Here is an 11,500-nt window from a genome sequence, read left to right on the forward strand (position 1 = left end):
GCGATGGCCGCGGTGGTCAGGACCGCGAACGATACCGGCCGAATCAGCACGATCTCGCCCAGCGTTTGCGTGCGTTGGGCTTCTTGCGCGGCCGTTCGGAAAAGTGGTTGATTCACGGCGCTGGTGGGATTGATTTCGTTATGAATCGTCTGTCGAGTGCCCACCCATTAAACATAAATTTACGGGCTGCATCAACTAATTTTGTATCGCTTTCCGAAAAATCGAAGTGACATATGCAGGCCGCCTGACTAATGTATTTGAGCGGCGGCGCCGATCACGGATTGAATAATTGGCGCCGCCAGTTTTGGTGGAAGCGATCAGCTTTAGGCCGGGGTGTACGGACCCCATGCGCCACCGAGCGCGGAGACAAGCGCATGAGCGGTAATGGTGAGAGCTTCGCTGCCGACATAGGCCGTGCCCATCAGCAGTTCCGAAATGCCGGCTACCAGACCAATACCATTCGGGAAAACGCCAATAGGGGGGAACGACGCGCCAGACACTTCTTGGACTTCAGTCTTCGTAAGTTCAATCATCTGCATCATTACTCTCCTTTAAGTAGGTGCCTCATCACACTGCGTTTCAGTCCGTTTTGAAATGCGCTGTGCTTGGCAAATTAATTATAGCTAGGTAATTCGATATTTTTTGGTTTTATATATTTTTAAATATCTTTCATTTTATAAAAATAATGTGATGTATGAATGAAAAAAATAAAATAAGAAAATTCCTTGGATTGCTTGCGAGGCGGCATCAAATGGATTTTGATGTAGTTGTCGTGATTGTCGAAGTGGGAGGGGCGTCAAGTGAGAGACGTGATACAGATCGTGCCCAAGTCCCGCCGAATGACATTTACGGTCAATGAGACGGGGCGACGGAAGTGGCCTGGCGACGTACCGCAAGCCGATCGGCCACGAATCACGCACGGCTGCATATTGAAGAATACGAGGTTCGGGGGCGGCCAATATTTGATATTTTGCGTGGCGCTTGCAATTGAAAATGGCGCTTATTGATGTTTAGCGTATGAACCGGAGATGCCGGTCACGAGCGCTGGTCGTCGCAATCGTAACCAGCGCCCACGCTTCATCCGATATCGATCAGATTACGAACGGCAAGGTACCGCTGAAGCTGCCGCTCAGCGTACCGCCGACGGAACCCAGCACGCTGCTCAGAACAGCGCCCAGGCTGGCATTCGCGCTTGCCGTACCGCCGTTCACCGAGCCGCTGAACGTGCCGAACAGGTTGCTGCTCAAGAGGCCCAGCAGATTGCCGGCCAGATTGGCGCTGCCGCTCACCGAGCCGGTCGGCAGGAGTGCACCACCGGAAACAGCTTGAATTTCGTCGTTCGAAAGCTCGATCATGCGCATGGTTTTCTCCGTAAATGATTGCCTTGCCGTGTTGAGTCGATAACTGAAAATGGCATGGTGCAAGGCAGCGCTCATTATATTCATACGGACCAAGATTTTTCTTTTTTATACATTTTTATGCTTCTTTCAATTTAATTAAAAAGACGAATACTTGGCTGTAAATTGATTTTGTTGGTGTGATTTATTTTTTGTGAATATTTTGTTGCGAGTGAGTGGGTTGGGATGGAATTCGATTCGGTCAATTTTGCGTGGTGTATTTTGAGGCGGTTGTTTTTACCGGAAATGTGACAAAATTATTAGTCAGATAAATTGGCGTCGCTCATTCGTTGTGCTCCGATATGCAAGCACATAATGTTCGTGCTTATCTTGATTAAGGGTTGAGGGCATGTGTGAGAAATTTTTCCCGCGTTATTGCCGGATTACACAGAGCCCGATATAGGTCAGACGTATCTTTGTGTCGAGATGGGCTTGGCGTCTTGTCATCGCCGGGCGATATCGGCGTTTTAACAAATGAATGATTGTGCAAAGAGGCCGGCGAGCCAGGGCGGGGAGCTTTCGATTATTTTGAGTCCGGGCGCTGTTGTGCTGAATGCCCGGTCAATGGGCCCCGGTTTTCTTTTCGTGACGATTACTACTGAAGATTGGAAGAGTGTCGATCGAGCCGGGCCCGACCGGCACTCCTGATTCACGCAGTATTCATCCCATCAAAACTGCGGAAAGCCGGGAATACTCGGTAGCGATCCCAGCAGATTGTTGAATTGATTGATTGCCAGCACAACAAAGGGTTGCACGATGGAACCAATAACTGGCAATTGGCCGGCGGCGCCCTCAATGGCCTTCTCGATATCTAGAATAGGGGTCGGAATAGTCACGGCACCACCGGATACGGCTCGGATTTCGTCTGCGGAAAGTTCGATCATTTGCATCACGCTCTCCTATATAAGTGGTGTACGCTTTGCACGCCGCATTCTCAGTGTGGAAGTACTTGGCGCTGCATAAGCACGACCAATTATAGTCACTCGAGATGATATTTATGTGATTTATCTATATTTCGTATTGCTGACAAACATAAATATCGTAAGGATGGAATTTGATTTGAGCCGCTACAAACGGATTGCCGCGTCAGTCATGCGAGCACCGGGTATCCGCGTACAGCCGCTTCGCGGGCAAGCCGTTCAATGTCCACATAGGCGTCCAGGGAAAGTCGCTCGAAACTGCGCAGTCGCAATGAGCGCGCGCGCGTTGCGTCGGCTGCGAGAGCGGTATCGAGTGCGTCGCGCAGCGCGGCAACATGCGCGTTGCTAAGCGAGCGCGACGCGATGAACGGCAAGCCAGGCGCAGACGCGGTTTCGCCGATGACGCGCACGCCGTTCAGCATTTCCGGCAATGCGTCGCCGACGTAAGCAAGTGTCACGCAATCTATCGCCGCGATGTCCGCTTCGCCCATGGCTAGCGCCCGCAGTGCGCTCAGATGGGAGCCGGTGCGCATGATGGACGAAAAGAAGCGTCCGTTGCGCGCATGGCGCGAGACCGCATGCCGTAGTGCATTCATTCCGCTGTGCGAAGTGTCATCGTTATAGGCGGCGCGCATGCCGCGACAGGCAGCCAGCGTCGTTGCACCGCGTGCATGAGCGTCTGCCGATACGACGAGCGCGCTTCGGTAGCGCGCTCCTTCGCAGCCGCTCGCGTCGAATGCAGGCGTTGCGATCAAGTGCACCGATTCGGCAAGGCCGAGCATTCGAAATGGATAGCCGCAGGTTTGCGATAGCAGGAGATCGTCGCGCTGCCACAGTGGTAGCAAGTCGCCGAAAGGTTCGTCGAGTAACGTGACATCGGCAGTTCCGCCCGCGCGCGCGAATGCTTGCAACGCATCGAGCAGCAGTGCGCGCCACAACGCTGCATGCTGCGTCGTCACGTTGTACATCGGCAATCCGGCAATCCAATTTTTCATACTCACATTCTACGGATTTCAGCGCGGATCGTGGCTTATCGCTTCACCAGCTGTCAGCCGATGGATAGCCGATATAAGCAAATTCGAATCCATTGGTTGGTTTCGGTGAAGCGATTCGTTAAGGTTCGACCGGTCAAGCCACGTCGTCGCGCATTCCATGCAGGCTGCATCGAGCGGCGGCGCGTCTCTGCGCTTTTCGATATACCTGCCGGCGTGTTTAGCGACATCCGGCTTCCGATGTCCGCTGGAACATGGCCGAATACTTCGATGTGGATCATGCGCGCGAGATTGCCGCGCTCGGGGATCGTTTGACCGCGCGTACCGAGTGGCCGACCTGGCTGCTGATCGTCGTCGTTTACGGCGGCTGGCTGAGCGTACTGCTGAGCGTGCGTGACGGGGGCTTGCCGCTTGCCATCGCGACGCCACTGCTGATCTTGCTATGTGCGTGGCATATGTCGCTGCAACATGAACTCCTGCACGGTCACCCGACGCGCTCCAAGCGCTTGAATAAGCTGTTGGGTTATCCGCCGTTGTCGGTTTGGTATCCGTACACGTTGTATCGCGATACGCATCTTGAACATCATCGCGACGAGGATCTGACCGTGCCGGGAGTCGATCCGGAAAGCAACTATGTGTTGCCGGAGCACTGGGTGGGGTTGAGCCGTTGGCAGCGTGCTCTGTGGCATGCGCGCAAGAGTTTTGTCGGGCGTTTTGTCATCGGGCCGCCGATAAGCGCTGCCGCGACGCTGGCGGATGCATTTCGCGCTTGGCGGCGCGCAGACTGGCATTATCTGCCGATGTGGATTGCGCACGTCGCGCTTGTTGCCACGTTGCTTGCGTGGTTGCATTTATCGGTCGGCGTGCCTTGGTGGTATTACCTGCTTGCCGTTACGTGGCCGGCTCAATCGATCGCGATGATTCGCTCGTTATACGAGCATCGTGCTGCGCCGGAGCCCAAGGCGCGTATCGCGATCAACGAGGCTGGACCGTTGATGCGTCTGCTTTATTTAAACAACAATTACCATTTGGTTCATCACGATCTGCCAAGCCTGCCGTGGTACGACTTGCCCCGCGCCTACCGGATGCGGCGGGATGCGTATGCGAGGAAGTGCGGCGGTTTTGTGATTCGGGGCGGGTACTGGACGTTGTTCAAGCGCCACGCATGGCGGCAAACCGATGCGCCCGAGCATCCGTTCGCGCACGAAACAACCTCGCCGGAAAATCATGGTGCGCGCGGCACAGTGATCGACCGGTATGTGCAAATTGGCGCTTGATGGATAACGTGCCGATTGTCATGGGCGCCGCCGCACTGCCGCCATCGGCTAGCATGGACCAAGCGTGCAGCTTCTTAGATTAACGAAACAATTTTGGCATGGCGCGACGCCATAACCGCACGCTCTGTCGCCAGCTGTATCGGATAAGCACATTGTGCGCTCTGGCTCGTAATACGGAGGCCCCATCGCGTTGCCGTGCTTTGTACCGGAACGTGGATCAGTCGATGGAGCCGGTTTTGCAGTACTTGGCAAAGTTGTCGGCCGATACCGCAAAGCCTTTCTGCTTCGCCAGTTCCCACGGTCGTTCGCATTGCCGGGTTTGCTCGCACCATGAATAGCCGGCCGAGCCGATGCAACCGTGCGTGTCGCGATCGCTGCCTACCATGGGGGCGGGCGGTGCCGTCGAACTGGAAGATTCGCCGGCGCAGGCGCTCAGCGCAAGTGCAAGCAGGGTGGCCACGGATGCAGTCGATACGAGATGTTTCATCGAACGGTACTCCATTGTGCTGGGTGAATGTTGTATTGGGTGAGCAACGGACGCAGGCAATGTCGCATTCGGAATGCGTCCGATAGCGTGCGGTGATCATACAGGATGTTCCGGTGCCGGCACGCGCACGGCGCAGTGCTGCCCATTGTGCGAGGCCCTACCTTGATGAAGGTCGACTATGACGCGATGCGCGGCGTGCGCTCACGGAATCCGAGCTTGGTAGGAAGATAAGGAATGCATGATGAACTCAACAATATCGCGGGTTTCGTCGCTTTTATCCGGGATCGATACGGATACTTTCGTCGATATTCGACGCCGTCTGCATGCATATCCTGAACTCGGCTTCGATCTCGGCAACACGAGCGAACTCGTTGCGCGGCAATTGCGTGCTTGGGGCTACGACGTTCATACCGGCATTGGCCGCAGCGGCGTCGTTGCACAGATGAGGCTCGGCGCAGGTTCGAAGCAAATCGGCATTCGTGCGGACATGGATGCGCTGCCGATCCATGAGGCGACCGGGCTGCCGTATCAGAGTACGATTGCCGGCAGAATGCACGCATGCGGTCACGATGGTCATACGGCGATCCTGCTTGCGTCCGCCTGTGCTCTTGCGGTGCGCCGCGATTTCAACGGTACGCTGAATCTGATCTTTCAGCCCAACGAAGAAAATCTTTGCGGCGCGCGCGCGATGATCGAGGACGGTCTGTTCGAGCGCTTTCCATGCGACGTGATATTCGCACTGCATAACCGGCCTGGGATGCCTGTCGGTACGTTCAGTATGTTGGCGGGCCCGGTCAGCCAGTCTTCAGACGTGGCCGATGTGACGATCAAGGGCGTGGGTGGCCATGGAGCAATGCCACATCGCGCACGCGACCCGATCGCGGCGGCCGCGGCCATCATCACCGCATTGCAAACGATTGTTGCGCGCAACGTTGCGCCACGTGAGCGTGCGGTCGTATCGGTGGGTTACATCCGCGGTGGTGCGACTCATAACGTGATTCCCGAAACGGTTGAAATCGGTCTTAACGTGCGCGCGACGATGCCCGAGACGCGTGCGCTCATCGAGGCGCGGGTGCGCGACATCGTGTGTTTGACAGCGCAAGCGCACGGCGCTGAAGCAACGATCGACTATCGCCAGCTGACTCCGCCTGTGATCAATGCGGATGCGCCGACGCGGCTTGTACAGCGTGTTTGTGAGGAACTGGTCGGGCCTGAACGCGTTTATGCGCGCCCCGACCAGGCATTGATGGATGGCAGTGAAGATTTTGCGTGGATGCTCGGCGAGGTGCCGGGCTGCTATTTGCTGCTGGGAAACGGCGAAGGGCCGGATGGCGGTTGCATGGTGCATAACCCCGGCTACGACTTCAATGACACTGCGCTGCCGCTTGGCGCGGCCTGTTGGGTCCGGTTGGTGGAGACTTACTTGACGAGTTGAGATGTTTGGCCATCTATTTTTTTGAGATAAATGGTTTGGATACCTGCCTAAAATGACCGGCAGCCGTGACAATTTTTGACTATGAGAGCCAGCTTACTCAATTGAGCGGATCTTGGTAATGCATGGGCCGGAAGTGTTATTTTTCCGCTTCGGAACGTGGCATCCGGGGGCGAGTGCCGCGAATATGAGTACTCCGCTATTTTCTTGCCCCTCAAGCCTCGTCGACACCAATGCGCAAGATGGCCGTCTGTTAATAAGGCGGGCATGTCGAGCGAGGTTCAGCGAGCCGCTAATTGATTGGTCGAGAGCGAAAATGAGTGTGCAAGGGCCGGAATATCATCACCTATCCGAAGCGGGTCGCGCTCGCCGCATCGCGGTTGTCGGAGCTGGCCAGTCGGGTTTGCAAATCGCATTCGGACTGCTGGATCGCGGATATCAAGTCACGCTGGTGACGAACCGCGATGCCGACGAAATCGCGAGCGGCAAGGTCATGTCCAGTCAATGCATGTTCGGCAGCGCGCTCGATATCGAACGTGCCGCAGGGTTGAACTGGTGGGAACGGCTATGCCCGCCGATCGAGGGAATCGGGTTGACGTTGCACGACCCGTTGTCGCCCGGTGAACAAACGATCGATTGGGCCGCGCGGCTCGACAAGGCGGCACAGTCCGTCGACCAGCGCCTGAAGATGGCTGCTTGGCTCGACGTGATCGCCAGGCGCGGCGCACGGATCGAGTTGCGCGATGCCGATGTTCAAGTGCTCGAAGAGCTTAGCGCGTCGCACGATCTCGTGTTGCTTGCATCCGGTAAAGGGGACGTGGCGAAGCTTTTCGTGCGCGATGCGAAGCGCAGCGCATTCGATAAACCGCAGCGCGCGCTTGGCATGACTTATGTGCATGGTCTTGCGCCGTCGGAAGGTTTTTCTCGCATTTCCTATAACGTGATTCCAGGCGTTGGCGAATATTTGGTGTTTCCCGCGCTGACGTTGACTGGTCCGTGCCACATCATGGTATTCGAAGGTGTGATGGGCGGCCCGTTCGACTGTTGGCACGACGCCGGTTCCCCAGCGCAGCATCTTGCGCTTTCGCTTGCGCTGCTCAAGGCTTATTTGCCGCGGGAATATGCACGCTGCGCACACGTCGAGTTGACCGATCCGAACGGCATCCTGTCCGGCAAATTTGCACCGACGGTGCGCGAACCCGTCGCAACATTGCCGTCCGGCCGCTTGGTTTTCGGGCTTGGCGACACGGTCGTGCTGAACGATCCGCTGACGGGGCAAGGCGCGAACGGCGCATCGAAATGCAGCCGCATCTATCTCGATGCGATTTTCGAGCACGGCGATGCGCCGTTTACTCGTGAGTGGATGACGCAAACCTTCGAGCGGTATTGGCAATACGCGCAGTACGCGGTGCAGTGGACGAATGGCATGTTGTTGACGCCGCCTGCTGAAGCCATGCTCAAACTGTATTCCGCGGCGGCCCGCAGCGGGCCGCTCGCTTCTGCAATCGTCAACGCATTCGATCATCCGCCTTCGCTGTTTACGTGGCTCTCGATGCCGCAGAGTCAGGAGTTGCATGCCGCGCATTGACATCGAAGTCGGCGATTGCAGCGGTCTCGCGGATTTGTCGAAAGGCTGGCGGGAGACAGTTCGGACGCCGGATCGAATATGCTGTCGAGTATGCAGAGTCCTTGAGCGGGAAAGCGGAAAAGAGTGACCTTCATGCGCCGGAGACGTCCGGAAAATAGCGCCTTTGCGCGGGCTTTCATGCTCGGCATCGTCTAAATGTGCCGCGTTACTTCGTGACGCGGTTTTTCTTTGCCCGCAGCCTGGGCGTATCGGGGCACGGCGTCTGTTAGCGGCGATTATCTTCAACCGATAGCGACGCGATGTTCTCCAAGAAGCGGGCTAATAGAGGGCTGCAATCCGAGCGCCTCCAGACGACGTGAACGTCTACGGTCAACGGAAACCACGGCAGCGTCTTGAACAGGATCCCAGACGAGGCTGCAGTGCGAAGCGCGGCTTGCACAAGGCCGACGCCGAGGCCTGCTCCGACGAGTCGAAGCATGGCCGTGGGTTCGACTGCTTCGAGCCGAATATCCGGCATGAAGCCGCACGCACTGCACGCGGCGACGAAACGTTCGCGCGCAGCCGGATTGAGTGTGCGTGGCATCGCGATCCACCGTTGCCCGTCGAGGTGCCGGGCGGTGATCCTTTTGACACGTCCGAGCGGATGATCGTCCGGTATGGCAAGCACGATCGAATCGCTTGCAACCAGCAGGCTTGCGAGATCGGTGTCGGCCGGTGAAGGGGGGGAATAGACCAAGCCGATATCGAGCGTGCGCTTGCGTATCGCGTCGATTTGCTTGGCTGAACGAAGCGCGTGCAGCGTGACCGGCACGTCGGGGTACGTCGCGCAGAATGACTGAAGCGCTTGTGGCAAGAGATTTAAGCGCATCGATGCCTCCACATAGCCGATCGAGAGCGTTCCTGTTTCCCCGCGCGCAAGCCGCTGTGCATGTGTTTCGAGACGTTCTGCCTGCTTGAGCAGCGAGCGGGCTTCTTCGAGAAAAATCTGGCCTTCTTTGGTCAGACGCACGCGTTGACGGACGCGTTCGAACAACGCAAGCCCCAGCTGCTCTTCGAGCCGGATGATTTGCCGGCTCAAAGGCGATTGCGAAATGTGGAGCCGTTCGGCCGCTCGTCCGACATGCTCGGTTTCGGCGACGGCGATGAAAGCACGAAGCTGGCGTAAATCGATCACTTGAGATCTCCTTGATCTCAATTGTAGCGATTTCAGTCCTGGACAGATGCATCCGGCGGCCCGATAGTTGGCGCATGAAAAACGCCACGCCAACAGTTTTTCCCGATCAGGAGAATGACGATGCAGTTCTTGACACTTTCACGCCGAGTCACCGAGCGCTTTAGCGATGCGGATTTCGCTCCGTTACTCGATGACGAGGCGCAACGGGCGCGAACGCTGTATATCGAGGGCTTTATCCGGCAGATATGGCATCGTGGCGATGTCGGCGGCGCTTGCTTGCTGGTCGAGGCGGAAAAACGCGAAGACGTTGAAAGGCAACTCGGCAGCTTGCCGCTTGTCAGGGAGGGGATGCTGGAAATCGTCGCGATCATTCCATTGAAGCCCTATCGCGGATTCGGACCGAAGCAGCGGGGATGACAGGCTGGAAACCCGACCGTTGCCGGCATGCTTGCGATGCTTTTTTGCTGGCCGGCTCGGATACGTTCCGAGTGAGCGGACTCGCTGTATGACGACGGGGGTGATCCTGTCGACCACCATAGGCCAAAAACGAATGCTCATTGTCCAGGACGACGCAATCAGTTTCGTTCCCTCTTGCGGTGCCAGGTGGCGTTGCAAGAAATCGAATGCGACATCGATGGACTTTAGGAAATCTTGCCGCGAAATCGATATGGTCTCCGAACCGGATCGCGTCCTGTCGGTTTAGTAACCAGTGGCGATCCTGTCTAGCAACGATCTCGAGCGACCATAGATTGCATTGGATGCAATGTGGACAGGTATCCGATATACGCTGTTGCTGCCCGCTTCCTTACTCGGGCCCGGTGACTTAGCACGCTTGAATGCCATGCGTTGACACTGCTGACGCTGGCCTCGTATTCGCACCCGGTGATCACGCGATCGCGGTGCAGTTCGATGCGGCCGTACCTTTGGGTGTCGAGTGCGGCATCGAAAGCCGTGCGTGCCACGCATCGAATACTCTGTAGTAGTTGGCGTGTGCTGCCCCGGAGCATTTCCGCGATTCGCCCAGAGCCTTCGGTGCTGGTTGACCGGTTGCCGTGGGCCGTTACGTTTGGCGGCTGTAACGTCGACATTGCACTGTATAACGGCGGGACGTTGTATCTCGGCGACGGCACGTCGGCTCCCGGTAAATTTGACGAGATCTCGCCCGATTTACACGGAATGCTTTTTTGCCGGTAAAAACGTACTTTTCGTTGGTATGAGGATGCCGGACGCTGCCTGGGTTCGATTCGAGCACGGAATCAGTCGGCACTGCGGCGAGCGGATACGAACCCAGGCTCGGCGCTCCACGATAAGCATTGAAACGCGCCTGCAACGGCCGCACGCGGTGCCAGGCAATCCCATGCGCGCGATATGGATCCAAAAGTTATGCTTGATGACGAAGGTGATTGCCGCAGCGGTGCCATCGCACGCTTTGTCGATCGACGGCGCGAGGAAGGCCCGGTCTCGACGCGTATGCGGCCGTTGTGTGCGCTACACGCCCGCCGATGCGCGGCGTGCTTGCAGCGATGGTTCGCGCGTAGGTAAGATGGCCCGCGAGACCAGTTTAGATATCCCTATGAATCCGACCTTCGTCAAGCCACCCGGCACAAAAAGCCCTACCCGTTCCGTGGCGGACAAGCCCAAGGCGCGAAACCAGCAGCGGCTGACTTATTTGATCGCGAGTCTCGATCGACTCTTGCGTCGTCAGATGGGCGATGCGCTGGCGCCGATCGGTATCACGCTCGCGCAATACACGGCACTGTCGGTTTTGGAAACGCGTGGCGCACTGTCGAATGCGCAACTCGCGATGCGCTCGTTCATCACTCCGCAATCGGCGAATGAAGTGACGAGTGCGCTGGCGAACCGGGGTTATGTCGCCCGCGAAGGCGACCCCAATCACGGACGCGTGATTTTGTTGCGGCTGACCGAAGAAGGTTCGGCCGTACTGCGCGAATGCGAGCGGGCGGTGCGGCCGGTGGAGCGCCGGATGGTCGGTGAGTTGTCTTCCGACGATGCCGAGCGCGCGCAGCGTTCGCTTGAAATATTCGTGCGTAACTTGAACGACTGATTCGCCTGCGGTTTTCCTGTCGATCCTGGCTGGATGTGGATGCATTCGGGGTTTATACATGCTTGGCATGAGCCCGAGGGTAAGCGACTCGCGATGGCCGTTATAGACCGCAGCGCGGACCGACGCCAAAGTGATGCCCATCATTTTCGAAGTGATGGACACCACTTT

Annotated in this window: 12 protein-coding genes; 6 read left to right on the top strand and 6 right to left on the bottom strand. The window is 57.1% G+C overall.

The annotated features are described in order from the left end of the window. Nucleotides 1-230 (top strand): hypothetical protein (locus tag BSIN_RS26295; RefSeq protein ID WP_218192447.1); only part of this gene is annotated, 230 nt, incomplete at its 5' end. Between the two features lie 93 nt (nucleotides 231-323). Here BSIN_RS26295 and BSIN_RS23800 read toward each other — a convergent pair. From BSIN_RS23800 to BSIN_RS23810, 4 genes are all read right to left on the bottom strand, one after another. Then, a complete protein-coding gene (locus tag BSIN_RS23800; RefSeq protein WP_059569723.1) occupies nucleotides 324-542 on the bottom strand; it encodes a hypothetical protein in 219 nt (72 codons plus the stop codon). A gap of 549 nt (nucleotides 543-1,091) precedes the next feature. Then, a complete protein-coding gene (locus BSIN_RS23805; protein WP_089342246.1) occupies nucleotides 1,092-1,361 on the bottom strand; it encodes a hypothetical protein in 270 nt (89 codons plus the stop codon). Between the two features lie 704 nt (nucleotides 1,362-2,065). Next, nucleotides 2,066-2,287, bottom strand: coding sequence for a hypothetical protein (locus BSIN_RS25695; protein WP_125910416.1), 222 nt, complete (start codon nucleotides 2,285-2,287; stop codon nucleotides 2,066-2,068). 200 nt (nucleotides 2,288-2,487) lie between these two features. Then, nucleotides 2,488-3,312 carry a phosphate/phosphite/phosphonate ABC transporter substrate-binding protein gene (locus BSIN_RS23810; protein WP_173678747.1) on the bottom strand — a complete coding sequence of 275 codons (825 nt, stop codon included), beginning with the start codon at nucleotides 3,310-3,312 and terminating at the stop codon, nucleotides 2,488-2,490. A 251-nt stretch (nucleotides 3,313-3,563) separates the two neighbouring features. Here BSIN_RS23810 and BSIN_RS23815 point away from each other — a divergent pair, with 251 nt between their 5' ends. Continuing rightward, nucleotides 3,564-4,586, top strand: a complete 1,023-nt coding sequence (locus tag BSIN_RS23815; RefSeq protein WP_089342247.1) for a fatty acid desaturase — start codon at nucleotides 3,564-3,566, stop codon at nucleotides 4,584-4,586. Nucleotides 4,587-4,803: 217 nt separating this feature from the next. Here the strand turns inward: BSIN_RS23815 and BSIN_RS23820 are convergent, their stop codons facing one another. Further along, the gene (locus tag BSIN_RS23820) at nucleotides 4,804-5,073 is read right to left on the bottom strand and encodes a hypothetical protein (protein ID WP_089342253.1); all 270 of its coding nucleotides are present in this window, start codon (nucleotides 5,071-5,073) and stop codon (nucleotides 4,804-4,806) included. A 238-nt stretch (nucleotides 5,074-5,311) separates the two neighbouring features. On the opposite strand from BSIN_RS23820, the gene BSIN_RS23825 reads away from it, so the two are divergent. Together BSIN_RS23825 and BSIN_RS23830 are read left to right on the top strand one after the other, a co-directional pair. After that, a complete protein-coding gene (locus tag BSIN_RS23825) occupies nucleotides 5,312-6,508 on the top strand; it encodes a M20 aminoacylase family protein (RefSeq protein WP_089342248.1) in 1,197 nt (398 codons plus the stop codon). A 313-nt stretch (nucleotides 6,509-6,821) separates the two neighbouring features. Continuing rightward, on the top strand, nucleotides 6,822-8,093 hold the full coding sequence (locus BSIN_RS23830) for a styrene monooxygenase/indole monooxygenase family protein (RefSeq protein ID WP_089342249.1): 1,272 nt from the start codon (nucleotides 6,822-6,824) through the stop codon (nucleotides 8,091-8,093). A gap of 265 nt (nucleotides 8,094-8,358) precedes the next feature. Here BSIN_RS23830 and BSIN_RS23835 read toward each other — a convergent pair whose 3' ends face one another. Then, on the bottom strand, nucleotides 8,359-9,267 hold the full coding sequence (locus tag BSIN_RS23835; protein ID WP_089342250.1) for a LysR substrate-binding domain-containing protein: 909 nt from the start codon (nucleotides 9,265-9,267) through the stop codon (nucleotides 8,359-8,361). Between the two features lie 120 nt (nucleotides 9,268-9,387). Between BSIN_RS23835 and BSIN_RS23840 the strand changes: the two genes are divergently transcribed. Further along, nucleotides 9,388-9,684 (top strand): hypothetical protein, encoded by a 297-nt coding sequence (locus tag BSIN_RS23840; RefSeq protein ID WP_089342254.1) that lies wholly within the window; start codon nucleotides 9,388-9,390, stop codon nucleotides 9,682-9,684. 1,156 nt (nucleotides 9,685-10,840) lie between these two features. After that, nucleotides 10,841-11,332: a MarR family winged helix-turn-helix transcriptional regulator gene (locus BSIN_RS23845; protein ID WP_089342251.1), complete on the top strand. Its 492-nt coding sequence runs from the start codon at nucleotides 10,841-10,843 to the stop codon at nucleotides 11,330-11,332. Nucleotides 11,333-11,500: the final 168 nt, after the last annotated feature.

This window comes from Burkholderia singularis (genome assembly GCF_900176645.1).
In the GTDB taxonomy this organism is placed as follows: domain Bacteria; phylum Pseudomonadota; class Gammaproteobacteria; order Burkholderiales; family Burkholderiaceae; genus Burkholderia; species Burkholderia singularis.